The sequence below is a fragment of the Pseudomonas sp. B21-048 genome (genome assembly GCF_024748615.1).
GTDB lineage: Bacteria > Pseudomonadota > Gammaproteobacteria > Pseudomonadales > Pseudomonadaceae > Aquipseudomonas.
The window spans coordinates 2,178,793-2,203,976 of the sequence record NZ_CP087168.1 but is presented as its reverse complement, the minus strand read 5'-3'; the positions used below and the strand labels follow the sequence as shown (position 1 = coordinate 2,203,976).

The 25,184-nt window shown below is 60.7% G+C and carries 21 protein-coding genes; 16 read left to right on the top strand and 5 right to left on the bottom strand.

Annotated features, from left to right (window positions below; all coding sequences use genetic code 11):
• Positions 1-436: 436 nt before the first annotated feature.
• The 5 genes from LOY56_RS10260 to LOY56_RS10240 form a co-directional block, all read right to left on the bottom strand.
• Complete coding sequence (locus LOY56_RS10260) at positions 437-679, bottom strand: hypothetical protein (protein ID WP_258621481.1); 243 nt, start codon at positions 677-679, stop codon at positions 437-439.
• Between the two features lie 62 nt (positions 680-741).
• Positions 742-1,815 (bottom strand): lipocalin-like domain-containing protein, encoded by a 1,074-nt coding sequence (locus tag LOY56_RS10255; protein ID WP_258621479.1) that lies wholly within the window; start codon positions 1,813-1,815, stop codon positions 742-744.
• A complete protein-coding gene (locus tag LOY56_RS10250) occupies positions 1,805-4,276 on the bottom strand; it encodes an ABC transporter permease (protein WP_258621477.1) in 2,472 nt (823 codons plus the stop codon). The genes LOY56_RS10255 and LOY56_RS10250 overlap by 11 nt, the downstream gene beginning before the upstream one ends.
• A 1-nt stretch (position 4,277) precedes the next feature.
• Entirely contained in the window at positions 4,278-4,946 is a 669-nt protein-coding gene (locus LOY56_RS10245) for an ABC transporter ATP-binding protein (protein ID WP_258621475.1), read from the bottom strand.
• A 111-nt stretch (positions 4,947-5,057) separates the two neighbouring features.
• Positions 5,058-6,755 (bottom strand): sulfatase-like hydrolase/transferase, encoded by a 1,698-nt coding sequence (locus tag LOY56_RS10240; protein WP_258621473.1) that lies wholly within the window; start codon positions 6,753-6,755, stop codon positions 5,058-5,060.
• 368 nt (positions 6,756-7,123) lie between these two features.
• Here LOY56_RS10240 and LOY56_RS10235 point away from each other — a divergent pair, with 368 nt between their 5' ends.
• The 16 genes from LOY56_RS10235 to LOY56_RS10160 all read left to right on the top strand — a co-directional run bounded on the left by LOY56_RS10235 (position 7,124) and on the right by LOY56_RS10160 (position 25,140).
• On the top strand, positions 7,124-8,476 hold the full coding sequence (locus LOY56_RS10235; RefSeq protein WP_258621471.1) for a UDP-glucose/GDP-mannose dehydrogenase family protein: 1,353 nt from the start codon (positions 7,124-7,126) through the stop codon (positions 8,474-8,476).
• A complete protein-coding gene (locus LOY56_RS10230) occupies positions 8,473-9,531 on the top strand; it encodes an NAD-dependent epimerase (protein ID WP_258621469.1) in 1,059 nt (352 codons plus the stop codon). Before LOY56_RS10235 ends, LOY56_RS10230 begins: the two co-directional genes overlap by 4 nt.
• Positions 9,528-10,274: a sugar transferase gene (locus LOY56_RS10225; protein ID WP_258621467.1), complete on the top strand. Its 747-nt coding sequence runs from the start codon at positions 9,528-9,530 to the stop codon at positions 10,272-10,274. Before LOY56_RS10230 ends, LOY56_RS10225 begins: the two co-directional genes overlap by 4 nt.
• Complete coding sequence (locus tag LOY56_RS10220) at positions 10,275-10,919, top strand: CpsD/CapB family tyrosine-protein kinase (protein ID WP_258621466.1); 645 nt, start codon at positions 10,275-10,277, stop codon at positions 10,917-10,919.
• 23 nt (positions 10,920-10,942) lie between these two features.
• On the top strand, positions 10,943-11,965 hold the full coding sequence (locus LOY56_RS10215; RefSeq protein WP_258621463.1) for a polysaccharide biosynthesis/export family protein: 1,023 nt from the start codon (positions 10,943-10,945) through the stop codon (positions 11,963-11,965).
• Between the two features lie 17 nt (positions 11,966-11,982).
• On the top strand, positions 11,983-13,578 hold the full coding sequence (locus LOY56_RS10210; protein WP_258621460.1) for a Wzz/FepE/Etk N-terminal domain-containing protein: 1,596 nt from the start codon (positions 11,983-11,985) through the stop codon (positions 13,576-13,578).
• 32 nt (positions 13,579-13,610) lie between these two features.
• Positions 13,611-14,666 (top strand): glycosyltransferase family 4 protein, encoded by a 1,056-nt coding sequence (locus tag LOY56_RS10205; RefSeq protein ID WP_408980382.1) that lies wholly within the window; start codon positions 13,611-13,613, stop codon positions 14,664-14,666.
• Positions 14,663-16,030 (top strand): O-antigen ligase, encoded by a 1,368-nt coding sequence (locus LOY56_RS10200; protein WP_258621457.1) that lies wholly within the window; start codon positions 14,663-14,665, stop codon positions 16,028-16,030. The genes LOY56_RS10205 and LOY56_RS10200 overlap by 4 nt, the downstream gene beginning before the upstream one ends.
• The gene (locus tag LOY56_RS10195; protein WP_258621456.1) at positions 16,027-16,995 is read left to right on the top strand and encodes a glycosyltransferase family 2 protein; all 969 of its coding nucleotides are present in this window, start codon (positions 16,027-16,029) and stop codon (positions 16,993-16,995) included. The genes LOY56_RS10200 and LOY56_RS10195 overlap by 4 nt, the downstream gene beginning before the upstream one ends.
• Positions 16,988-18,124, top strand: coding sequence for a glycosyltransferase (locus LOY56_RS10190; RefSeq protein WP_258621454.1), 1,137 nt, complete (start codon positions 16,988-16,990; stop codon positions 18,122-18,124). The genes LOY56_RS10195 and LOY56_RS10190 overlap by 8 nt, the downstream gene beginning before the upstream one ends.
• Positions 18,125-18,136: 12 nt before the next feature.
• On the top strand, positions 18,137-19,138 hold the full coding sequence (locus LOY56_RS10185; RefSeq protein WP_258621452.1) for a polysaccharide deacetylase family protein: 1,002 nt from the start codon (positions 18,137-18,139) through the stop codon (positions 19,136-19,138).
• Positions 19,135-20,439 (top strand): lipopolysaccharide biosynthesis protein, encoded by a 1,305-nt coding sequence (locus tag LOY56_RS10180; protein ID WP_258621450.1) that lies wholly within the window; start codon positions 19,135-19,137, stop codon positions 20,437-20,439. Before LOY56_RS10185 ends, LOY56_RS10180 begins: the two co-directional genes overlap by 4 nt.
• Entirely contained in the window at positions 20,436-22,355 is a 1,920-nt protein-coding gene (locus LOY56_RS10175) for a hypothetical protein (RefSeq protein WP_258621448.1), read from the top strand. The genes LOY56_RS10180 and LOY56_RS10175 overlap by 4 nt, the downstream gene beginning before the upstream one ends.
• Positions 22,356-22,447: 92 nt before the next feature.
• On the top strand, positions 22,448-23,137 hold the full coding sequence (locus tag LOY56_RS10170) for a GNAT family N-acetyltransferase (protein WP_258622600.1): 690 nt from the start codon (positions 22,448-22,450) through the stop codon (positions 23,135-23,137).
• A gap of 4 nt (positions 23,138-23,141) precedes the next feature.
• The gene (locus LOY56_RS10165) at positions 23,142-24,356 is read left to right on the top strand and encodes a GNAT family N-acetyltransferase (protein ID WP_258621446.1); all 1,215 of its coding nucleotides are present in this window, start codon (positions 23,142-23,144) and stop codon (positions 24,354-24,356) included.
• Positions 24,328-25,140: a carbohydrate deacetylase gene (locus tag LOY56_RS10160; RefSeq protein WP_258621444.1), complete on the top strand. Its 813-nt coding sequence runs from the start codon at positions 24,328-24,330 to the stop codon at positions 25,138-25,140. The genes LOY56_RS10165 and LOY56_RS10160 overlap by 29 nt, the downstream gene beginning before the upstream one ends.
• The last annotated feature ends 44 nt before the right edge of the window (positions 25,141-25,184 follow it).

Below are 25,184 nucleotides of genomic sequence, written 5' to 3'. Positions count from 1 at the left end.
CGCCCAAAAAAGGTGTTCGCCCAGTGTAATGGCCTGGCAATCCATGCACCGGTAAAGAGCCCTGACACCGGGCGAACGGGAAGGATTTTAATAGAATTTGGCCGATATGTCCTCAATATAAACATGAATATTTCGTAAATCTTTGCTAAAAAATCAGATACAAAGTTCTCACAACTCATTGATTCGAGCTTGTTCTTCTGCCCCTATTTGCACACGGATCATCAATTAGTACAAATAATGTTCAGCTTATGCTGGCAGGTGATATTCAACCTATCGGTATCAATCACCACAACGCTCTGTTCTACGTTCAGATCTTTCATTTTCGCCTGCATAGACGCCCGCTCAGAGGGCGCCGCAGTTTCTTGCGCGGTGGACTCTCCGCTGTCTGTGCCCTTGCCGCTTTCCTTGCGCCGGTGTGGGATTCATGGAGTTTTCCTCACGCTTCGGGATCGTCGACTTCGTGGGCGACGTTCACGGCGGGCGAGTCTTTATGGGATTGATCGGCCTTGGTTTTGAGGATCTGCCATTGATCGAGGTCGATGGCGCCCTGCCCGAGCAGATCATCGGCGATGCGCAGCAGTTCGGCGTAATGGGCGTCGGGAGATTGCTGCCAGTAGGCTTTGTCGTCGAACAGCCGCTGCCAGGTGGCAAGGGTGGGCGGTTTGAGATCGTCGCTCATGGCGGGCTCCCGTGAATGGGCTTCATTACGTAGGAAAACGGCGTGGCGCCGAGAGTTCCGGGTCAATACCCGGTCATCTCCAGATACCCCTGCCCGCCATGACTGCCGCTGAGCCGCACCGGCCCTTCCCAATAGGGAATGCGCAAGTCCATCCAGGCCTTGGGATTGAGGGCGCCGATGGTGATATCGAGGTGCTCGGCGGGGATTTTGATCGACCAGCGCACGGGCATCGAACGCCCGGCCACGTTGGCGGTGTCTTGCGGTGTGAGGCGGATGTCGTCGCCATGCAATAGCTGCGTCTGCCCTTGGGCATCGATCCAGGTGCCGGTGAGGTACGGCGCGCCGTCTTTTTGCCGCATGCGGTAGAGCATGACTTGTTCGCCACTGTCCAGGTGCAGGGAGAACCAGTCCCAACCGGTCTGGTTGGCGGTCAGGGGTTGGCTGCTCCACTCGCGGTCGAGCCAGGCCGGGCCGCTGACCGTGTAGGTTTTACCGTCGATTTCCAGCGTGCCGTTGGCCTGGAAAAACGGCTGACTGTAGTAGTACGACGCCTGGCCTTGTTCGGATTTCTGGCTGAAGCCTTTGTCGCCCTGAAGCACCAATGGACGTGTGGAGGTCAGTCGAAGCTGGTAGCTGAAAGCCTTGTCGCGGGCGCTGAGTTGCAAGTCCGCCAGCGGGTTTTCATCGGTGGCCTGACTGCTGAAACGCCAGTCGTCGATCCATGCGTTGAACGGCGCCAGACTCACTCCGGCCTGGCCGACGCCACCCCGGGCGTAGCGTTCGGCGGCATGATGCGCCGTGGCAGAAGTCACGGCCGCATGGCCCAGCCAGAGGGTCTGATTGCTCCAGCCAGGTTGTTCGGGCGTCGCTTTCAAGGCGCTGCGAAAGAGCGTCCATTGCGCGCCGAACTCACGGCCCTGATCGTCCTTGAGGTTTGCGGTGACGTACCACCATTCGATGCGAAAGCCATCGTGGAGGCCGTGGTCCGCCGGAAAATTGAAGACTCGTCCGGGTACCACCGGGGTAAATGCCTCTGCCTGATGACCGAGGCCGGCGAAGCCTTTTTCCGGCGCCGGCGTGTTGTCGCATCCGCTCAGCAGCGCGGCCAGTAACAACACGCCGAGCTTAATCTTCATGAGCGAACGTCCTCAGCAGGTCCGCCGGTTGCGTGCGATACAGCGAGTACAACGGCCACGCTGACGCGAGCAATGTCGCAATCAACGCTAGGCCCATCAACTGCAACAGTTGCAATGGAAACACCCGTAACGGCAAGCGCCAGCCGAAGGCCTGAACGTTGATCACCGTGTCCAGGCACCACGCCAATGCGATGCCCAAGGGCAACGCCAGCACCAGCGTCAACACCGCCAGCAACCAGGTTTGCCCCAGGTTCAGCAGCATCAATTGCCGCCGCGTCACACCCAGCGCCCACAGCGGTGCGAGTTGTCCGAGGCGGCTTTGGCTTTGAGTCAGCAGGCTGATGAACAGCGCCACGCCTGCAACGCACAGCGTCAGGCTGTTAAGCGCGGCGGTGGCGGCGAAGGTACGTTCGAACACTTGCGTGGACCAGCCCTTGAGCCGGGCCTGATCGACGATGCGGCTGTCGTCCAGGGCGAAGCGGGCTTGCAGTGTGGTCAGGAACCCAGGGATCGATGCCGGATCGATGCGCAAGTTGAAACGGCTGGGCGTCAATTGCGGCCAGCCACGCAACAGGTGATCGATGTTGACCAGCAAGTGGCCTTTCGGATTGCCGTAGTCAGCGTAAATCCCGATGATCCGTGGCGACCATGGGCCATTCGGCGTGGGGATCGTCAGGTGATCACCCAAGCGCACCTTCAACCGGCGGGCCAGTTGCTCGCTGAGCATCAGCGCGTCGTCCTTGGCCAGTCGCTCCCAAGGGTTGTCGCCCAAGGCTTCCAGCAGGGGCCAATGCTGACGATAAGTCGGGTGATCGATCACGCCAAAAATGTCCGTCGGCCAGCCCTGCAGCTGAATCGACACCTGCCAGTTCGGCAGCACCGCCGTGACTTGAGGTTGTTGTTTGAGCCAGGTGTGCAGTTCTCGAGCCTGGGCCGGATTTTGCGGATTGAGGTACAGCTCGGCGGTCAGGCGTTGTTCGAGCCAGTTGCTGAACGTCTGACGGAAACCGGCGGTCATGCTGCCGGCGCCGATGTTGGCCGCCAGCGCCAACAACAGTGCCATCAAGGCCAGGCTCAGGGCCGGCAGTTGCTGGCGGCAGTCGGCGAGAAACCATTGGCCGAGCACCGAACGACTGCGCCCAAGCACCCAGTTGAGCACACTGTTCAACACCACCGGCAAGGCCAGTGCGGCGCCAATCAACAACGCGGCCATCAGCACGAAGCCGCTGTTCAGACTGTCGCCGAAGATCAACGCCAATAATGCGATTACCGCAGCCATCGCCGCGACCCATCCCTGGCGCCGCAACCAGCGCGCGTGAGCCTGATGCCAGGCTTGCGGATTGGCCAGCGCCAGCAACGGCAAACGCGCCGCCCGCAGCAAACTGTTGGCACCGGCCAGCAAGGCGCCGAACAGGCTCAGGCCGATACCGCTGAGCCACCACAGCGCACTGAGGTTCAACTGCCCCGGCACTTCGGCGCCGTACAAGCCGCGCAGGCTGGCGGCAACATCTGGCAGCAACACACCCGCCAACAGGTAGCCGCTGACGACACCGGCGATACCACCGATCAGCGCCAGCCCCCCCAGCTCGACGGTGAGACAGGCAATCAACATGCGCGCACTGACTCCACAGGCGCGCAGGGTTCTGAGCAAGCTTCGGCGTTGCTCCAGCGCCAACCCGATCGCCGCGTGAACGATAAACAGGCCGACCACAAACGACAGAAAGCCCAAGGCATCGAGGTTCAGGTGGAAGCTCTCGGTCAGGCGCGCGAGATTGTTTTCTTCGCCGCTGGTTTTGAGCTGGAGTTGGCCCTTTAACGCATCAGGCAGGGTTGCGGTGAAACCCTTGGGCAGCAGCAGGCGCGACAGTTGATCGGGCAATTGCAGAATCTGTTGGGCGAAGCCGATGTCCACCAGCAATACACCGGGCGCCATGTCGGCCTGGGCACGCAGCGGCGGCAACATGACGCCGCTCTGGGCTACCGGTGTTTCACCTTCGTGCAAGCCCAACGCCTGCAAAGTCTGCGGTGAAATCCAGGTGCTGCCCGGCGGGGTGAAAAACTCGACAACCTGCTCGATCGGCAACGACCGCCCAGCCACTGCCGAACCGGCCGGCAACGACACCGGTTCAATGCCCATCAACTGCAAGCGCTGTTCTTCATGACCTTTGAGTGTCACTCGGCCTTGCAACACGGGCGATACCGGCCAGCCCGCACGACGCAAGTCGACAAACCATTGCTGAGAGAACACTCCGCCGCCGGGTGCGCTGAGGCTGGCTTGCGGTTCACCGCCGATCAGCTGACTGGCCCGGGCGTAGCTTTCTCGCGCCTGACTGTTCAGCGCTTGCACGCCGGTCAGCAAGCTGGTGGCGAGCCAGAGCCCGGTCAGCACACTGAAAAATTGCACCGGATGCTGTCGCCAATGGCTAAGCAGCGCCCGTAGTGTCTCGCGAAAAACCCGCACCTCAGTGCTCGTCCGCGCCAGCCAGACGACCACCGTGCAGCACCACTTTGTTCGCCAACCGCGCGGCGACTCGTGGGCTGTGGGTGACCATCAACAACGTCGTCGGGCTGTCGTCGAGTAGCTCCAGCAACAATTTCAACACCTCATCGCTGGTGGCTTCATCGAGGCTGCCGGTGGGTTCGTCAGCCAGCAACAATTTTGGTTGCGATGCCAAGGCGCGACCCAGCGCAACCCGCTGCTGCTGCCCGCCGGACAGTTGTTCCGGATAGCGCCGCAGTAAATCTCCCAACCCAAGACGTTGCACCAGATGCGCCTGCCAACGTGGATCGTGGCGCCCGGCCAGACGCGCCTGAAACGCCAGATTGTCTTCAACGCGCAAGCTGCCGATCAGGTTGAACTGCTGGAACACCAGACCGATTTCGGTCCGCCGCCAGTTCGCCAATTGGCTTTCGTTCATCTGCTCCAGCCGATGCTCGCCACTGCGGATGCTGCCGCGATCGACCTTGTCCAGCCCGGCGATCAGGTGCAGCAAGGTGCTCTTGCCACTGCCCGATTCGCCCATCAGCGCCAGGCTGCTGCCGGGTTTCAACATGAGGTCGACGCCTTGCAGCACAGGCAATGGGCCTTGGGGAGTGGCGTAGCTTTTGAAGACGCCCTGGACCGAAAGCATGAGGGGAGACTCGTTGAAGACAGTGGGCCTAGGATAGCGGACGGCAGCGACATCGCGTTATCGTTTAACGCGAGCCTGCTCGCAATGAGGCCGGGTCAGCCCATCAAAATTTCACTGCCCCACCGCCACACTCGGCACCACCCGCCCCGGCGTCACGATGCTGTTCAGGTCAATATGCTTCCACGCTGGCATGGCCCCCAACCGTGCATTGAACCGATAGTTGAACGTGAAATCGTCCATCGTCGGCACGCTCAACGGTTTGCCATACACCGCCTCGATTCCCGCCAGGTCATAGCCCATTACCTGCAGCAACGTCGGGAAGATGTTGTAGTGACTGGAGCGATCCTTGTTGGCCGGCAACTGCGCCTGCCAGTCCAGGGCCTTCAAACCGCTGCCCGAAATCACCACCAACGGCACCAATCCCTCCTCCTCCACTGGGTCACCACCGCAGTGCGTATTGAGCCCAGGGTTACCGCGCTCATGCAGATCCTGCCCGTGATCCGAGGTGTAGATCAGCAGCGCATGGCTCAAGTCCGCCTGAGCAAACACCCGCGCGAAAAACTCGCCGACATTCCACAAAACAGTATTTTTGTAGGCATTGCGGTACCGCACCCAATCATCTGGCTGACCATTAAACCCGTCGCGGGTCCCGGTGTCCGCCACTTCGACAAACTGCCCACGGGGCAATGTCGGGCGGTAGGCCATAAACGCGTCCGGGTACTTATCGTGCACCGGAAAATGCGCGCCGACTTTGTTAATCACCACCAGCTGCGGCTTACCGTCGTTGAGCAGATTGATCAGTTTGGCCGCCGCGGCCATGTCGCGATCGCGCACGCTGGTCTGGTCGAATTGCACGAACTCGTCGATGTCGTTTTTCTCGGCAGCGTTCATCAGGTTCTGCAAGTTGCCACCGGTGCGCTGAGCATCAATGTAAACGGTGCCCAGCCCGGCCTTTTTCGCGTACTGCCAGATCGACGGCAGCGTGCTGTTGATCCGCCTGTAGTCGCCGCGAGTGCCACCGTAGCGCAGGGTGACATTGGTGTCGGCGCTGCAATTGGCGATGGATGCCGCGTAGCCGTAATTGAAAATGCCCACGCCCGGGCGCGGTTCCTTGAGGTTGCTGTGCACACCGAACGGCGTGTTGATGTCCAGATAATTGCCAGAAATGCTCTCGTCGATGATCAGCACGATGTCGTGCCCCACCGGCTGATCGATGCGCGCCAGGCTCACCGGTTCACGCGGGCCGACAGTGTTGTGCAGCGCTTCATAGGTAAACAGATTCAAATAGGCTAACGGGGTGTACATGATCGGCAAGCCACGGGCGCCCTCACCGGCCCGCACGAATAGTACTACGCTGAGCAGTAACACCCCGAGCACCGGTGCCACCATCAACAGCGCACCCGGTAATGGCGCCCGTCGACGCGGCTTGAGCCCGATACCGAACAGCAGCAACACACCACTGATCATCGCGCTGATGATCGCGTCGCGGTACTGGTAAGCCGCCTCCTGAATGAATCCGCCGGAGTACACCAGCGACACGAAACTGCTGTAAGTCAGGTACCCGGCGGTCACTTGTGTGTAGGCATCAAAAAACACCGCCGAGCCGAACATCACCAATGCGAGCAGATGACGGAGCAGTGTCTGACGGATACACGCGGTCATGAACAGCGCCACTGTCAGCACCACGAACATCCCGCCATACAGCAGCATCGGGAAACCGATGCCCAGCGTCGTGAGGCGATCGAAATAGTCGTCGTAGTTTTTGAGTAAATACAGAACGAGCAACAGTTCCTTGAGGTATCGGATCATGGTGATTACAGCACCTCCCTGATCGGCCATTTTCTGACACTAGCACCGAGCCACCGAAGCGCAAGAAATGCCGGGTTTCTGCCAAAAGCGTCAAAAATATGTTGCCTCAAATCTGACACACCAAAGTGCCTGTAACCCTTGTATTACAAGCCTTTCGACCGTTTATCGTTTTGTTCTGATCCTCCGCAAACCCTCAAAATCACGGTAAATCCAGCAGTGGCAAGCACTTGATATCCAATAGCCCGTGAAATCAGGGTTTTCTGCCCGAGCAACCCGTCATTTTGCTGACACGCTTTCCCCCGGCTGGGCTATACCCCTTTTGACAGTCTCATCCCAGTTACATCCACCGTTTTACGAGGCACGCCAGTATGGACGTGAGCGTATTTGGTACGGGCTATGTAGGCCTGATACAAGCTGCGGCATTAGCCGATGTCGGGCATCGTGTCCTGTGCGTGGATGTTGATCTCAACAAAATCAAGCAACTGCAACACGCCGTGCCCCCGATCAGTGAACCGGGACTTTCCAGCACACTCGAAGACAACATCAAGGCCGGTCGCCTGCTCTTCTCCACCCAGGCCAGTGACGCGGTCGAACACGCCGAGCTGATTTTCATTGCGGTGGGTACGCCCGCCGATGAAGACGGTTCCGCCGACCTCAGCCATGTGCTGAATGTTGCTCGGCAGATCGCCAGTTTCATGGAGGCCGATCGCACCCTGATCATCAAATCCACCGTGCCGGTGGGCACCGCGGACCAGGTGGCAAGCGCCGCCAATGAAGAACTGCAACGCCGTGGCAAAGAAGCGTTGAACGTGCGGGTGGTGTCCAACCCGGAGTTTCTCAAGGAAGGCAGCGCCCTGGCCGATTGCATGCGCCCGGACAGGATCATTGTCGGCACCAACGACGATGAAGCGCGCAACCAATTGAGCGAACTCTACGCACCGTTCTGCCGCAACCGCGAAAAGCTCATGTTCATGGACAACCGCAGCGCCGAGCTGACCAAGTACGCGGCCAACGCAATGCTCGCCACACGCATCAGTTTCATGAACGAGCTGGCCAACCTCACCGAGTTGCTGGGGGCCGATATCGAAGCGGTGCGCAAAGGCATCGGCTCGGACCCGCGCATCGGTTACCACTTCATCTACCCCGGCTGCGGCTTCGGCGGCTCTTGTTTCCCCAAGGACTTGCGTGCCCTGCTGCACACCGCCGAACACCACGGCATGCCATTGCGTCTGCTGCGCAGCGTCACCGAAGTGAACGACAGCCAGCGGCACATTCTGTTCAGCAAACTGCAGACGCTATTTCCCGATGGCCTGATCGGCAAATCCATCGCGATTTGGGGCCTGGCTTTCAAGCCCAATACCGATGACATGCGCGAAGCCCCCAGCCGTTATCTGATGGAGGCGCTGTGGGCCGAGGGTGCGAGCGTGCAGGCTTACGATCCGGAAGCCATGTCCGAGTGCCGGCGCATTTACGGCTACCGCAATGACCTGCACCTGTGCGCTACCCGCGACGACACCCTGGAAGATGCCGACGCGCTGGTGATCTGCACCGAGTGGAAAAATTTCCGTGTGGTCGATTTCGACCTGTTGGCGAGCAAACTGCGTGCGCGGGTGATCGTCGACGGGCGCAATCTTTACAACCCGGAACAGGTGGCGGCGGCCGGTTTGCACTACAGCGGCATCGGCCTTCGGCACATCGCTCCCGAGGCGCCACGGCCATGAAGATACTCGTCACCGGAGCGGCTGGCTTCATTGGTGCCCATTGCGTGTTACGGCTGTTGAGCGACGGGCATCAGGTGTGCGGGCTGGATAATTTCAACGATTTCTACAACCCGCAACTCAAACACGACCGCGTGGATTGGGTGCGTGGGCACGTCGGTGATTTCCCGCTGGCGACAGTCGATCTGGCCGACGCCACGGCCCTCGACGCCTTGTTTGTTTGTGAACAACCGGAGGTGGTGATTCACCTCGCGGCCCAGGCCGGGGTGCGTTACTCCCTGAAAAATCCCCGGGCCTACGTCGACAGCAATCTGAGCGGGTTTCTCAACATCCTCGAAAGCTGCCGTCACCACCCGGTCAAACACTTGATCTATGCCTCGTCCAGTTCGGTGTACGGCGCCAACCAGCACACGCCTTACTCGGTCAAGGACTGCGTCGACCATCCGTTGTCGTTGTACGCCGCGACCAAAAAAGCCAATGAGTTGATGGCCCACAGCTACAGCCATCTGTTCGGTATTCCCTGCACCGGTTTGCGTTTTTTCACCGTGTACGGACCTTGGGGTCGGCCAGACATGTCGCCGATCCAGTTCGCCCGGGCGATTACCGAAGGCCAGCCGCTGAAGCTGTTTAACTACGGCCAGCACCAGCGTGATTTCACCTACATCGACGACATCATCGAGAGCATCGCCCGTCTGCTCGAACGCGCGCCCCAAGCAGCACCGGACTGGAACCGTGAACAACCGGACCCGGCCAGCAGCATGGCGCCGTGGCGCATTTACAACATCGGTGGACAACAACCGGTGGAGCTCAAGGACTACCTGGCACTGCTGGAAAAACACCTCGGACAGAAAGCCCTCGTCGAGTTGCTGCCGCTGCAACCGGGCGACGTGCTCAACACCTGCGCCGATGCCAGCGATCTGGCGCAGGCCACCGGTTTCCAGCCACGGATCGAGCTGGATGAAGGACTCGGACGATTCATCGCCTGGTTCCGTGACTACTACCCACTGCGCAACGCCCACTCGCCACTCGCGTCCGGGCTTCAGCGGAGGCCCCTATGACTGGACAAGAAAAAGGCATGTTGCTCAATCACATGCAGCGTGACAAACGCCTGGACCCCGATCACCGAATGCGCCTCGACCGAGCGATCCACATGCAGGGTCGTGGCTGGGTGACCGGCCGCAACGGCGGTCGGCCCTGGACCCTGTCGCGCACCAACCGGGTGGTTGCATGCCTCGGCGCACTGGTGATTCTGCTGCTGCTCTCCCCTGTGCTGCTGGGCCTGGCACTGGTGATCAAATTCAGCAGCCCGGGGCCGGTGATGTTCGTGCAGAAGCGCACCGGCTACCGCGGCCGCCTGTTCGGCATGTACAAGTTCCGCACCATGGTGGCCAATGCCGAGGATCTCAAGGAGTCGCTGCGGCACCTGAACAAGCACGGTGCCGACGCCATCGATTTCAAGATTGACGACGACCCGCGAATTACTCCCATCGGCGGCTTTTTACGGCGCAGCAGCCTTGATGAACTGCCCAACCTGATCAATGTAGTCAGTGGCGACATGCGTTTGGTAGGTCCACGACCGACTTCGTTCAACGCCTATCGCTACAAAGACAGCCACCTTGCACGCCTGAGCATCTACCCCGGCATGACCGGCCTGTGGCAGATCTCCGGGCGCAGCAATATCGACTTCGACCAGCGCGTTGAGTTGGACCTCAACTACATCGCCGAGCAGAGCCTTTTGCTTGATCTGAAGATCCTGTTGAAAACCCCCTTCAAAGTATTCAGCGGCAACGGAGCGAGTTAAATGGACGGTTCATCGAACACAAGCTTGACCATCGCCAGCCCGAGCGAGTCCAACCTGACTTCGACCGTGCTCGACCTGGATCTGCGGATCCTCTTCCTGACCTCTGCCAATGCAGGCGCCGGCACCACCACCAGCGCCCTGGCGCTGGCCAGCCAACTGGCGTCAATGAGCAGCGGCCAAGTGCTGCTGGTGGACGCCAGCCAGTCGGAGAGCAACCTCACGCAACAACTGGGCTTGAGCAAAGAACGCGGCTTCCGCGACCTGCTGTTCAACGCCTCGCCGCCGCTGCTGCAGGACTGCCTGGTGAACGTCTCCAGCCTGCCCTTCCACATCCTGCCGAACGGGCGGCACATCCGCGGCGCCGAGCACCTGACGACTGAACAGCTGGCCCCGTTGCTCAACCAACTGGGCGATCGGTATCGCTTCGTGGTGATCGACGGCGATGCGGTGTATTCGGCCGCAGACACCCTGGTCATCAGCACCCTGGTGGACGGCGTGATCATGGTGGTGCGCGCCGAAGACACGCGCTGGGAAGTGGCCCAGGCCGCGGTCCAGCGCCTGACCCAGGCCGGCGCAAAACTGGTGGGCAGCGTCTTCAACCGGCGCAAGTACTACATGCCCAAATGGCTTTACAAAAACCTGTAAGCAACCGCAGAAAGGATGACGCTATGAACGCCAAAATGCTTCTCCTGCTGTTGCTGCCGCTTGCAGGTTGCTCCAGCACCAGTGAAACCCAGCAAATGCCGGTACAGATTCTCACGGCCGAGCCGGCCAATGCCCAGGCCACCGACATGCCCAAGGTTGAACAGACCTTGCGGCCCAAGGATGTGCTGGATGTGATCTTCCACGTCAGCACCAGTAGCTCGGGGGCTTACCGCATTCAGCCCGGTGACCAGGTCGCCCTGAACTTCACCGCCGCCAGTCAGCTCAACGGCACTCAGCTGGTGCTGCCCGACGGCACCATCGAACTGCCAGGGGCCAATACCGCGGTGAAAATCGGCGGGCTGACGGCCGTCGAAGCGCGGCAGGAGATCCAGCGTGCCTATGAGCGCAAATCCCTGTTCCAGCCCAATCGCAACCAGGTGACCGTGCTGGTCACCAGCCCGCTGAGCAACGAGCTAAACCTCAAGAGCAACCTGAGCCAGCCCGGTAGCGGTATGACCCGGGAGATCACCGTGGGCAACGACGGCTATGCGAGTTTCCCGGAAATAGGCTCCGTACCGCTGCAAGGCATGACGGTCAACCAACTGGAAACTTTCCTCAATCAACGTTACGCGCAACTGCCGGGGCGGATGAGGGTCGACGTCATGCTCAAATCCACGTCGGGCAACGAAATCTATGTGCTGGGTGAAGTCGCGCAACCGGGCTCCTACCCGATTCGCCGGCCGGTCTCGGTCCTTGAAGCGTTGACCCTGGCCCGTGGCACTAACGTCAAGGCACGACTCGATTCGGTGGTGATCATGCGCCGCACCGGCAACCATGTGCAGGCCGTGCATTACGACGTGGAAAAAGCCTTGTCCGGTGACGCGTCGCAGATTGCTTACCTGCAACCGGACGACATGCTCTACGTGCCCAAGACCAAACTGGCCAGCGCCGGTGAGCTCGCGCGGCAACTGGCGGACGTGGTGTTGTTCCAGGGGGTAGGCTTCGGCTTCGGCTACCGCGTCGACAACAAAGACAGCGACAACTAACGCTCAGGTGACCGACCATGAACCCAAAGGAAAACTACCTGCATGAGTTCTTCAGGATTTTCTTCGCCAACAAGCAGTTGGTGAAACGAGTCTTCCTGATTTTTGCAGTGATCGCCCTGATCTTGCCGCTGATGCTCAAACAGAGCTTCGACATTACCGCGCAGGTGATTGTGCAGTCCAAAAAACTCTCCCAGGGAGACGCCACCACGTCCCTGACCCAAAGTGACGCCTCATTCATTCCGCCGTCACTGGCAGACATGGAAACCGAGAGCAATATCCTGCGTTCGCCGGCCTTGATCCGTCAGACCATCAGCGACCTGCGGGACAAAGGCGAATACGCGCCCAACCCCGGGATCTTCAGCAGACTGGTGACCGAACCGATCAAACGTTTTGTGACCACCCCCTTGCGTGAATACGTGGTCAATCCGGTGCGCGATGCATTCGGGCTTGAAACCGATCCGGTTCGGGACACCGCCCTGGATACCTACACCCAAGAGGCCGTCGATAACCTGAAAATCGAAACCCTGCCGGGTTCCAACGTGATCTCCATTGTCTACAGCTTTGGCGATCCCGCCCAAGGCACCCGGTTTGTCGCGGCGCTGCTGCAAAACTACCTGGCCAGCCGTCAGGAACTGCAATCGATCGACCTGCCGCAGAGCTTCTACGAAACCAAGAAGAAGCAATATCAGGTGCGTCTCGATGGCCTGGAAGGCACGCGGCTGGCGTTGCTCGAAGGCGTGGGTTCATCCGATCCGAAGGAAGAAATTACCTTCCGCCTCAATGCCATCAATACCGAGGAACAGGCCCTGAACCTGTATCAGGATCGCCTGCTGCAAAGCCAGCGCTGGCTCGACTACCTGAAAACCGCCCTGGCGTCAGCCACCAATACGTCCCGGCTCAGCGAGTACACCTTCCCCTTCACCTTCACCACCACGGTGGATAACATCGCGTTCGAAGACCGCGAGATCAGGCAGCTCGGTGAGCAACTGACCACTCAGGTCAGCCGCTACATGAACGACCTGGCGGTCTTCCAGCCGGGCAGTGAACCGATGCTGTTGACCCGCGAGCAGATTTCCCGCACTCGTCAGCAGTTCCTGAAAATCGTCAGCAACCGGATTCAGGAGCGGACCAACGACCTGGCGATTGTCACCTCGGTGATCAAGCAGAAAACCGCGCGCATCGCCGACTTCAAGGACCGCATCCATCAGTTGCAAGTGGCTCAAAGCAAGCTTGCGCAGATGGACACCGAGATCAATGCCTTGCACGCGGCGTTCTCCACCTATGCCCAACGCTTTGCCGAAAGCAGCTCCGCCGGTTTGCTGGACAACGATATGTCCAACGCCCGGGTACTCAGCCCGCCGTACGAACCGACCGATGCAGCGTTTCCCAAACCGCTGCTGATCATTCCGTTCGGGATGCTGACCGGTCTGCTGTTGGCGATTGCCTTCGTCTACGTGCGTGAGTTCTTCGATCACCGCTTCAAACACCCAGCGCAAATCACCCATGAACTGGGCTTGCCGGTGCTGTTGGTGATCAACGAGCAAGACGTTATGCCGAACAACCCGCACAAAAACTGGACCGTGGATAGCTTCGTGCATTGGGTACGCCATTGAACGGGCCGCTCAGCGCCAGCGCTCTGCCGATCATGCATTTGATCAGCAGCGGCGGCTTCTATGGGGCTGAGCGGATGCTGCTGGACCATTGCCTGGCGACGCCGGGGCGGCACCAAGTGCTGTTTCTCGATGCGCCGCCAGTGCTGATCGCGCGATTTCGCGAGGCTGGGGTCGATTGCCGCAGCTTCACGGGTTTGAGGCAATTGCTGCGTCATTTACGTCAGCGGCGGGCTGAACAGCCGCTGATCAATACGCACAATTTCAAGGGTCTGTTATTTGGTTGGGTGAGTGCGACGTTGTTGGACTTGCCATTGGTGATTACCCAACACGGTTTCACCCCACGCAGTCGCAAGCAACGCCTCTACGGCTGGCTGAGTTTGCAACTGTGCCGCACGGCGTCGGTGCATCGGGTTGTTTGCGTGGCTGAAAGCATCGCCGTACTGCATCGCAGAGCGAGTGTTCGAGCGGAGAAACTGCAAGTGATCCCCAATGGTCTGCCAGCAGCTAGCGACCTGCTGCCCAACAACGTCAAACACCCGCGCTGGCTGGCGGGCTACGTTGGAAGGCTGAGCAATGAAAAAGGCCCGGACCTGTTTCTCGATGCCCTGATTCCGCTCTGTCAGCAACACTCGCAACTGGACGCCGTGATGCTCGGCGACGGCCCGGAACAGGCAGCCCTGCTGGCGCGGATTGCCGCTGTCGGCTTGCACAAACGCATCACCCTGCCGGGTTATCAGACCGACATGAACCGGTGGTGGCAGCAACTCGATGCGCTGGTGATCAGCTCGCGCACCGAGGGCACGCCGATGATTTTACTGGAGGCGATGCAGGCCGGAGTGCCGGTGGTGGCATTCAGCGTCGGCGGGATACCCGATGTGCTGGAGGATCGGCACAACGGCCTGCTGGCGACACCCACCGACAGCGCCGCCCTCGCCCGGCAGATCGACACGCTGCTGAGTGAGCCGGCACTGGCTCGCGAATTGATCGACAACGCAAGACGTACGCAATTGGACCGTTACGACCTGAAGGCTTTGGCCGAACGCTGGTCGCAGCTTTATATCCGTACTGCACGGGAGGCACGCGCGTGATCTTTCCGCTCTCGATCGTCAGTCTGCTCGCCCTGGTCTGCCTTGGTTTGCTGGCCAGCCCTTATCCGTATCTCGCGCCGGGCGCGGTGCTCGGTCTGGTCGCCATCGCCGTGCTTTACCGAAAACCCGCCTGGGGTTTGTTGGGCATCGCGGCGCTGGTGCCGTTCGAAGGTTTCTTCAAGGGCAATGCGCTGTCGGGTACCAAGTTCATCGGTGCTTCGCTGGCACTGATCGTGATGTTGCAACTGGCTATCCACCAGATTCCGTCCGAGCGCCTGCGCAGCAACATCTGGCGCTACCTGATCTGGTTCATGGTGTTGTACCTGTTGAGCATGATCAATACCGACAACCTGGACATGTCCCAGAGTCATCTGCGGGATCTGAGTGTCGGCCTGGTGCTGTTTGTAATTACCTTGCTGATCGGCCGTGATTTGAACCTCGATATGTTCGCCCGGCTGGTAACGCTCAGCGTCAGCGCGACCAGCGCGCTGGCCATGTTCTCCACCAAGTATCAGGACCAGGGCCGCGCCGCCGGGCTGCTGGAAGACCCGAACTCGTTTGCCCTACTGATCGCCTTCGCCGTGCCATTGGCTCTGCTGCTGGTGATTCGCAGCCCGAACCTGTTGCACCGATTGTTCTGGGGTGGCTGCTGCATTTTGCTGCTGGGCGGCATGACCAAGACCGATTCCCGTTCCGGGCTGGTGGTGCTTTTTATCAGCTTGATGATCGGCGCCTGGCACTACCGCGCGCAGTTGCCACGCATCCGTCCGCGCCACTTGGGTTTTGCCATGCTTGGTCTTGCGATCGTGATCCCGCTGACCATTTATTCAATGCCGGCCGGTTACATCGCGCGCATTCAATCCTTGAGCATCTTGAAAGCCGGCGCCAAGAGCCAGGACGAATCCCTCGGCCGTCGGGCGTCATACATCGTGGTCGGCAGCCAGATCATCCAGGAACACCCGTTGCTCGGTTCCGGCCCCGGCACCTTCCCGCTGCACTACGCCACCACCGGTTACGCCAAGGTGTTTTCCGCCAACCGCAAGCCCAGTGACCTGTACCGCCGCGCTCACAACACTTACCTGGAAATCTTCAGCGAAGTGGGGATTCCCGCCGGGCTGTTGTTCGTCGGCATGCTGGGCCTTGGGATGTACAACCTGATCCGTGCCCGTCATGCCTGGTTGCTGCGACGGGATTGGGAACAGGCCGACCTGATCACGCACCTGGGCATCAGCTATCTGTCGCTGATGCTGTTTTTGATGTTCCTCAGCGCACCAAATCATAAATACCTGTGGATCATGCTCGCCCTGACTTTCGTGTTGCGCCTCAAGGCTGAAGAACGTCCGCCGACGGAGGCCAAGGCATGAGCCGCATCAGCCTCGTCATCCCGATGTACAACGAAGCCCGACACATCGGTCGTACGTTGCTCGCCGCGAAAAAAGCCGCTGAGGCCACCGGGCTGGAATGCGAGTTGATCGTGGTCGATAACGGCTCCGACGATCAGGGCCCGCACATCGCTCGCCAGTTCGGTGCGCAGGTGCTGGTGCTGCCCGGCCTGCTGATCGGCGCCCTGCGCAATCGCGGGGCGGCGATGGCGACAGGCGAATGGCTGGGCTTCATCGATGCCGATATCGAGATGCCTGGGGACTGGCTGACGCTCTTGTTCGAACTGGAGTCTGGCGGTCAGGCCGATGTCCTTGCCCTGGACTTGCACACCCCTATCCAAGCGCCGTGGTTTGCCACGGCCTGGCAACGCCGCATGGCCCGCCCGACCACTCACACCTTGCACCCGGTGCGATGGCTGCCCAGCGCCAACCTGCTGATGCGCCGCACCTGGTTCGATAAGGTCGGCGGCTTCGACGAAACCCTGCGCACCGGTGAAGACAAGGCATTCACCTTGCGCCTGAGCGAAGCCGGCGCACGATTGCTCGCGGTCAACCAAAGCGTCGCCTTGCATTGGGGTTACGAAGGCAGCTGGCGCGAATGGATGGGCAAGGAGTTGTGGCGCCAGGGCAGTCACCTGCAACTGCTGCGCACCCAAGGGATGAGCCTGCGTTTGCTGCGGTTCCCGGCCTTTTCAATGGGCGTCTGGGGGCTGGATTTCATTGCTCTATCCACCCTGTTCAATGGTTTCCCTCAAGTGGCGTTATTCATCGTGTTCATCACCAGCCTGCCAGCGCTGGTGCTGAGCCTGCGCCAGAGCCTGAAACACCATGACATAGGCCTGATGCTGCAGCTGTGGGGCCTGCATTGGGTGCGTCTGCACCTGGCCGGTGCCGCGCTCCTCCTGAGCCTTTGTCATTGGAATGTCAGGAGGCCGGCCCGTGGCTGAATTCATTTTCTGGTTGTGCCTGCTATTGCCGGCGTATGCCTGGCTCGGCTATCCGCTGCTACTGACGCTGCTCGCGCCATTCTTCCCCGCGCGGCGTCATGCGCCAGCCCCCCCCATGAACGTGAGCATCATCATCGCCGCGCACAACGAGGCCCGGCACATCGAAGAGAAGTTGCGCACTCTGCTCGCTCAGAATTATCAGGCGCGCTCGCTGCACATCATTCTGGCCAGCGATGGCTCCAGCGACGACACCGTGGCCTGCGCCCACAAGGTCATCGACCCGCGCATCAGCGTGCTCGACTTGCCCCGTCAGGGCAAGGCAGCCACCTTGAATGCCGGCGTCGCCCTGAGTACGGGCGAGATTCTGGTGTTTACCGACGCCGACAATCAATGGTCGACCGACACCCTCGGCCAGTTGCTCGCGCCCCTGGCCGATCCAGAGATCGGGGCCTGCGCCGGGCACATGCTGATCCCGGTGCCGGGCAAGGGCCTGAGCCTGGGCGACAGCCTTTATCGGCATTACGAAGGCTGGTTGCGCATGATGGAAAATCGCACCGGCTGCATGGTCTCCGCCGACGGCGCCCTGCTCGCCCTGCGCCGCGAGTTGTTCCAGCCGGTGCCGGCGGAGGTCAACGACGATTTCTTTATCAGCACCTGCGCGCCGGTGGCGTTCAAACGCATCGTCTATGTGGCCGAAGCACAAGTAAGCGACCAGGGCGTCGACGAAATCGCCAAGCAATGGCGTCGTCGCCAGCGCGTGACCGTTGGCGGCCTGCAAAGCCTGGCCCAGCGCCGGGAACTGCTGAACCCTTGGCGCCATGGCCTGTATGCGATTGCACTGATCAGCCACAAGCTGATTCGACGCCTGGCACCGATCCTGTTGCTGCCGCTGTTGCTAAGCAATTGTTGGCTGTGGAATGTACATGGCTTCTATCGCTTGAGCCTGATCGCGCAACTGCTCGGTTACGCGATGGCCCTCGGCGGCCTGCTGGATGTGCAACACCGTTTGCCCAAACCCTTTCGCCTCGCCGCGTTCGTTCTGGTGACCCTCGCCGGGATGAGTATCGGTCTGTGGCAGTTCTTGCGCGGCCAGCGGTACGCGCAATGGAACCCCGAGCAAAATCGTTGAAAGGACCGCGCCATGGCAATCAAACAATTATTAAAACGAACCAGTGGCTGGCTTTATCTCAACTCGCCGGTCGGCCGTCACCAATTGCACGGCGCCGGGGTGATCCTGATGCTGCACCGTGTGCTGGCCAATGACCGCGCCGCCGATTTGCCCCATCGCAATGAGCTGTGCGTCGGGCCGAATGCCTTCGAGCATCTGCTCATCTGGTTGAAAAAAAACTTCGACTGCGTGCCACTGATGGATATCTTGCAACCCGGCGCCATCTGCTCCGAACGGCCGAAAGTCGCGCTGACCTTCGACGATGGCTGGCGCGACAATGCGCTGAATGCCTTCCCGTTGCTGAAAAAACAGCAGGTGCCGGCGAGCATTTTTCTCTCCACCGATTTCATTGGCAGCCGGCAGCGCTTCTGGTGGGAAAGCCTGGGTGAAACCTTGTGGCGCAGCCACGGTGAAAAAGCCCGGACGCACTTGATTGAATGCCTGCAACAGCTTGGGCGACCGCTACCGGTGCTGCTCGATGACCTGGATGTGCAGCGCCGTAGTCTGGCGCTTTTGCATTTTCTGCAAAGTCTGAAAACCTTGCCTGCGGGCGAACTGAACTGGCTCACCGATCAATGCCCGGAGGAGTCGTTGCCCCAGGCTCTGGACTGGCATCAAGTACGCGCGCTGGAAGCCAGCGGGTTGATCCGCTTCGGTCCCCATGGCGCCAGCCACGCGATTCTCACCGACCTTGACGATCAACGTCTGGATGAGGAACTGAGCCGCAGCCGCAATGCCCTGCGCAACGGTTGCAACCGGCCACTGCCGGTCTACTGCTACCCCAATGGCGACCATGATGCGCGGGTGCGCGAACACGTGGCGGACCATGATTTTCCGTTTGCCTTGGGCACCGTCGCCGGGATTTATCGTGGTATCAGCGATCCCTTGGCCTTGCCGCGAATCGGCATCAGCCAGCGCACCGCGCGCAATCCGGAGTTGTTGTCCTGGCGCATCTACCGCGGAGCCAGGCCATGAGTCGCAACCACTACCTCAAACACCTGGCCCTGAGCATGGGCACCAAACTGGCGATGATCGGCCTGCGACTTTTGCGCAACGTATTGCTGGCGCGGATTCTCGGCCCCAGCGAACGCGGACTGTTTGCGTTGCTCAGTACCCTGCCCGACTTGATCAGCGCCGCTACCAGCGGCGGGCTGAATTCGGCGGTGGGCTATCAGGCGGCCAAACAGCGGCCCATGGGATTGTTGCTGAGCCAGGTGCTGGTGTTCGGTTGCCTGTTGGCGGGTTTGCTGACGTTGTTGGTGGTGGCGCTGGTACGGGAGTTCGGCAGCGAACTCGACATCACCACGCAACTGGGGTTGCTCGCCTGGCTATTGCTGCTGGCGGTACCGCTGACCGTGCTCAAGAGTGGCCTGCTGACCTTGCACAATGCGTCGGGTGGTGTGGTGGCGTTCAATGTCTTGCGGCTGGTGGAATCCCTGACGCCGCTGCTGCTGTTTCTGGCGTTGTTCTTGATGTGGAAAGACGCGGCGCTGGAAGCGGCGCTGATCAGTTGGCTGACCGGCATCGGCCTGGTGGTATTGGCCGGTTGGTTCTGGCTCGGGCGCGCCCAGCCCTTGACGTTGCAATGGGACCGCGCCAGCCAGAATGAACTATGGCGCTACAGCGTTCGCAGCCATCCGGACCTGTTGTTCCAGCAAGTGATTCTGCGTTCCGATTACCTGTTCATCGGCGCCCTGCTCGGCAGTACGGCGCTCGGTCATTACGCCATGGCCAGCGCCGCCGCCGAGTTGCTGCTGATTGTCCCGGAAGCGGTGACCACGCCGCTGATGAAACGCCTGCTGCAACAGGACGAAGGCATGGATCGCCTGACGCCGTTGGCCCTGCGCCTGACCGCCACGGTGATGCTCGGCGCCTGCCTGACCATGGCGGTGATCGGTGAATGGCTGATCGTCACGCTGTTCGGCATTGCCTATCAACCGGCCTACCCCGCGTTACTGGCGCTGCTGCCGGGGCTGCTCGGCCTGTGCTATGCGAGCATCCTGCGCCTGGACTTGCTGGGCAAAAATCGCCCCGGCACGATTTCGCTGTTGATGGGCCTCGGCGCGTTGCTGAACCTGGCCCTGAACCTGTTGCTGATCCCGATTTACGGCATCGTCGGCGCCGCCACGGCATCGTCCATCGCCTACCTGGCGGTCACCCTCGCGCTGCTGGTGATGTATTGCCGGCTGAGCGGCGTACCGGTCTGGCAAACCCTGATCATCCTGCCCAGCGATGTGGCCCCGATGCTTCAGATGCTGCAACGGAAATCGGCATGAAACGCCTCGTGCTGCTGTTGAGCCTGGGCCTCGGTTTGAGCGCCCAGGCGGCGCCCATGCGCTGGGCGGATATTCGCGACGGCAGCCTGTACCTGCAAACGGATCGCCCCGACACGCTGACTATTCGCTGGGTTCCGGCGTGGCAGGCCGATGCCAACGAAGAACGCCTGTACCTGCTCGACGGCAACGGCAACCTGAAGGGCGAGCGCCTGATCGCTGCCAGTGAAACCCGAGGCAAGCAGAGCTGGCCACTGGCGCCGAGTGCCGCCAGTTATCGACTGGAAATTCCGGGCTACAGTTTCCGCCGCTACACGATCGAACATGACGAGAGCACCGTGGCGTTGTTCGCCCCGGCCAAGGTGCATTTCAGTGCCGAAACCCGCGGCGGCGATGAGCTGTATTTCAAGGTCGCGCCGGGGCAACACGCCGTACTGGCCGGCAAGTTTCACGGGGGGATCAGCGCTCTGCTGGCCCAGCGCGTCAGCGACAATAAACAGTTGTCCCTGGCACTGAAACCCTATCGCGCCTATTGGCAGTTCGATCAACTTGAACTGCCTGTTACCCAGGACGAACAAGTCTGGCGTCTGCGCCTGCAAGGCAGCGGCAAGGTTGCGTTCTGGCTCGACGGCACAGCGAACCTGTTCGCCCAGAACCCGCAGCAACTCAAACCGCTGCGCGAGGACGATGGCCAGACCCGCTTGACCCTGCACAAAGAGATGCTCGGCCCCACCCCGAACCTGGGCATTTACTTGCCCTACGTGCTGCCCCCTCAATCCAGTTTCGCAGCGCTCGATGCGCTCAAACCCCAGGCGGGCACCTATTACAGTTTCGTTGACGTCACCGCGCAAAATCCGCACCACGAAGATGCGTTCCGCCAGCTCTATCAGAACCGCTTCGGCATCACGCAGGACCTCACGCTGTTGGCCGGCAGCCAGCGTCAGGCCGATCTGCGCGCCGACACCCAAAGCAACGCCGGCCTCGACGCCTGGCTCGCCGCCACTCGCGCCCTCGGCGGCACCGGTACGCACTACATCGCGTTCGCCGACGAGCCGAACCTCAATTACCCGAGCTACGCCGACTACCAGGCGATCTTCAACAGCATGGCCCGACAAGTGCGCAGTGACCCGGCCAATGCCAAGGCCGGTGTGCGCATCGCCATGCCCGCCACTTCGCGCTTCGTTAACGGCCCGTTCGCCGACAACGCCGTCGACAAGCGCGGTATCGATTGGGCGCGGCGCCTGCTGGCCGAATCCGGCGAGCAGATCGACGCCCTCGCCTGGCACGAATGGATGATTCGCGACCTGCTGGCGACTCGGGTCTACCGCGACAGCGTGCGCCGTGCCGCCGAGCTGGTGGGCCTGGATGCCAAGGGTCGGCCGCGCAAAGCCTTGCTGCTGGATCAGACCAACCTGTCCAGCGGCTCAAGCCTGAGCCCTTACGATCAGGAAACCCATTTTGCCTCGCTGTGGTGGACCTCGGTGGTCATCAACTCGGCCCAGGACGGGTTGCTGGACATGCTCAACTGGTTCCAGGCCGCCGACGAGCCGACTTACCCCAAAGGCATGGTGCGGGTATTGGGCAGCGACCGTTTCGAACTCAAACCGGTAGGCCTGGCCCAGCAATTCATCCAGCAGCACTGGCTGAAAAACGTCATGCGCCTGGACAACGATGCCTTCGAAGTCGATGTGCTGGCCATGGCCACCGAACGCCAGCGAAGTTTACTGGGGGTCAACAAGGGCATGCGCTTGCAGCGTGTCGATCTGGCCGGGGCGGCGTGCCCGCTGGCCAAGGGCACGCTGATGTACTTCGGTGCCGACAGCCGCAGTCGTCGCGCTCAATTCAACTGTCACGACGGTCGCGTCAGCTTCGACCTGCCGGGCGAAACCCTGTTCGCCTTGAGCTGGAGCGCCTCATGAACGCCATCAATTTGCATCACCACGACCGCGCCGCGCTCTACTGCGCGTTGCAGCATGTTATCCGCGACCGGTCCCTGTCAGGAGGCAATGACATGAATGCCTTAGGGAAACTTCGCCAACACATCAAGCGAAAAGGCCTGCGTGAAACGATCAGAGTCGTGTGGAGGCGCTACGTGTTCGCTCACTGGGGGTTGTTATGGATGAAGCGTGACCTGGTCAGCCCGGTGCCGCCCCATCAGCTCAAGCCTTACAAACCACTGCAGTTGAAGACCATCACCGTGCACAACACCGCAGCCTTCGCCCGTCACTTTGGCGACCGCGTTCACACCATGGAGGAACTGGCCACCGAGGGTTACACCGGGCACATGTATCTGGACGGCGAAGGCGACACAGTGGCCTTCATCTGGGGCAGCACCCGGGAGTACCACGACCGGCATTTCTACGGCTGCAAGTTCCCGGTAAAGAAAGGCGAGTTCTTCGAGTTCGGCGGCGAACTGGCTCCCGCCTATTGGGGCACCACGCTCTCGGTGGACCTGCAACTGCAACTCTGGAAAGCCATGCAGGCCCAAGGCTGCAACACGGTCGTGGATGTCTGCGACGCCCACAATATACCGGCGCTGAAACTGCACATCCGCATGGGCTATCAAGAGCAGGGACGCATCCAGCACGTCTACCGATTATTCGGTCGCTGGCGCTTCTTTCGTGAGACCCGTTACAGCGACTCACGCCTGGATGCGCTACGTAAACCGTCCCGTTCACCTGTTTCTGAGGCGGTGGCTTGAAGCGATGGTGGCACGATTCGAATGGCGCGCGTCGTTGTGCGCCCCGGACTTTCCGGTAGCGGCCTATGAGGGGTTGCGCCTGCGCGTGACCGACCACACGCCATTCAACACCCTGGCCTGGCTGTACGCGTCGGAACAGGCACTGACCGCTGGAGCATGCTTGCACGTTCTGCTGGGCTGGCAAGGCGATGAATTGGCGTTGTGTTTGCCGCTGGTGGCGTCCGTGGAGCGCTTTGGAAGGTTGCCATTTCGGGTTCTGCGTCACCTCGGTTATCCCCTCACCGATCGCCTGGCCCTGCTCACCTGCCTCGATGCCGACAGCATGCGCAAGGCGCTGGTGATCATCCGTCGTCGCTTGCCCCATGCAATGCTGCAACTCAATGAATTGTCCGAACCCATCGGCGAAGAAAGCGCGCTGACCACATGGATGGCCCACAGCTCGACCGGCGAGCGCCGCCTCAGTTGCCGGGTGCCGGTGCATTTGATCAGCGAGGCCGACCGCCAGGAAGTCTCCGGCGACCCGCGCTATAAATTGCGCCGGGCGCGTAAACGCATCTTGGCCTATGGTGCCCAGGTCCGCCGGATAACCCCCGACGCGACCACTGTCGGGCCACTGCTACAGATGCTCGGTGAAGTCGAAATGCAGAGCTGGAAAGGCATTCAAGGCATCGGAATTTTTACCAACGAGCGCAGTCGGCAATGGATCGAGCTGGCCTTCACCGCCCTCGCCGAACAGGGGCTGATGCGAGTGGTGCGCCTGGAACTGAACGGACGCTGTATCAGCTATCGCCTGGGGTTGCTGGAACAAGGCCGGCTGTACGACTACAACCTGGCATTCCTGCCGCAATACGCCGACCTGGGTAGCGGTCGTGTGCTGCTCGATGAATGGATTCGCTGGGGCCTGGATGACAACTGGCACTGGATCGACGCCTCTCGGGTCAGCCTGATGAATTCCAGCCACCAACTTCAGGAGCGCATGACCGGGCAACTGGAGCACTGGCGCTGGAGCTTTTACTCCTGGCGCCCCAGCGGCCTGGCCCTGGGGCTGACCATGCGACTCTGGCACCAGCTCAAGCCCTGGTTGAAAAAATGGCGGGCCTGGCGTGCCGCAATGCAGGCTGTTGCTGCACCCACTCCTACGCACGCCGACCAAGGTCCTGCGCCCACTGAGAAAACCATGGAGGGAAAAAATGCCTCGCCAAGTCATAATCAACGCTGACGATTTCGGCCTCAGCCCGAGCGAAAACGGGGTGATCCTCGGCGCCTTCCGCGCCGGGGTCATCAGCTCCGCCACCGCCATGGCCAACATGCCTGCGTTCGAGGAAGCCTGCGTCATGGCCCGACAGCCATTGCTCAAGGGGCGAGTCGGGCTGCACTTCAACCTCACGTATGGCCGGCCGTTGAGCCCGTCGATTCTCGCGCGCTCGACGTTCTGTGACAGTGAAGGTCTGCTCGCTCTCAACCTGCCTCGCCACAGTTTATGGCTCAATCGCCTGGATCGCGATGCGGTACTGGGGGAACTCGAAGCCCAATGGCAACGCTGCCTGGACAACGGCCTGCGCCCCAGCCACATCGACTCTCATCAGCATGTGCACAACATCTGGCCCATCGGTGAAATCGTCGCGCGTTTCGCCGCCTACCAAGGGGTGCCCGTGCGACTGGCGCGTCATCTGGGGAATAACCTGAGTGTGCCCAAGCGGGTGTTCAAGACGTTACTCAATCATCGATTGAACCATCTGGCCGGAGCGGCTGCGCAGTATGTATGCACTCCGGCAGACCTGCGCAACGTGATAATGCCGATCGACGGCCTGCTGGAAATCGTTGTCCATCCAACGCACATCGGCGCCGATTTTGGCGATATCTATCTAAACCCCGGAGAGTCTCTGGCTCACATCCTGGAGCAACGTCTTGCGGGCGTTCCGAGAGTGTCCTATGCCGATGTGCCAACGACATTCAATGAGGAGCCGCAATACTCGATTGAGCTGGACCCGTTGAAACCTTGAATTATCGCCATTGAAAACGTTACCCACCCAACCCTGGCTTCAGC

Coding starts and splice junctions, on each gene's coding strand:
- LOY56_RS10215 (WP_258621463.1), top strand. CDS start 10,943: ATGAACGCCAAAATGCTTCTCCTGCTGTTGCTGCCGCTTGCAGGTTGC.
- LOY56_RS10240 (WP_258621473.1), bottom strand. CDS start 6,755: ATGATCCGATACCTCAAGGAACTGTTGCTCGTTCTGTATTTACTCAAA.
- LOY56_RS10205 (WP_408980382.1), top strand. CDS start 13,611: ATGCATTTGATCAGCAGCGGCGGCTTCTATGGGGCTGAGCGGATGCTG.
- LOY56_RS10230 (WP_258621469.1), top strand. CDS start 8,473: ATGAAGATACTCGTCACCGGAGCGGCTGGCTTCATTGGTGCCCATTGC.
- LOY56_RS10235 (WP_258621471.1), top strand. CDS start 7,124: ATGGACGTGAGCGTATTTGGTACGGGCTATGTAGGCCTGATACAAGCT.
- LOY56_RS10185 (WP_258621452.1), top strand. CDS start 18,137: ATGGCAATCAAACAATTATTAAAACGAACCAGTGGCTGGCTTTATCTC.
- LOY56_RS10195 (WP_258621456.1), top strand. CDS start 16,027: ATGAGCCGCATCAGCCTCGTCATCCCGATGTACAACGAAGCCCGACAC.
- LOY56_RS10255 (WP_258621479.1), bottom strand. CDS start 1,815: ATGAAGATTAAGCTCGGCGTGTTGTTACTGGCCGCGCTGCTGAGCGGA.
- LOY56_RS10210 (WP_258621460.1), top strand. CDS start 11,983: ATGAACCCAAAGGAAAACTACCTGCATGAGTTCTTCAGGATTTTCTTC.
- LOY56_RS10225 (WP_258621467.1), top strand. CDS start 9,528: ATGACTGGACAAGAAAAAGGCATGTTGCTCAATCACATGCAGCGTGAC.
- LOY56_RS10175 (WP_258621448.1), top strand. CDS start 20,436: ATGAAACGCCTCGTGCTGCTGTTGAGCCTGGGCCTCGGTTTGAGCGCC.
- LOY56_RS10260 (WP_258621481.1), bottom strand. CDS start 679: ATGAGCGACGATCTCAAACCGCCCACCCTTGCCACCTGGCAGCGGCTG.
- LOY56_RS10220 (WP_258621466.1), top strand. CDS start 10,275: ATGGACGGTTCATCGAACACAAGCTTGACCATCGCCAGCCCGAGCGAG.
- LOY56_RS10165 (WP_258621446.1), top strand. CDS start 23,142: ATGGTGGCACGATTCGAATGGCGCGCGTCGTTGTGCGCCCCGGACTTT.
- LOY56_RS10160 (WP_258621444.1), top strand. CDS start 24,328: ATGCCTCGCCAAGTCATAATCAACGCTGACGATTTCGGCCTCAGCCCG.
- LOY56_RS10245 (WP_258621475.1), bottom strand. CDS start 4,946: ATGCTTTCGGTCCAGGGCGTCTTCAAAAGCTACGCCACTCCCCAAGGC.
- LOY56_RS10180 (WP_258621450.1), top strand. CDS start 19,135: ATGAGTCGCAACCACTACCTCAAACACCTGGCCCTGAGCATGGGCACC.
- LOY56_RS10170 (WP_258622600.1), top strand. CDS start 22,448: ATGAATGCCTTAGGGAAACTTCGCCAACACATCAAGCGAAAAGGCCTG.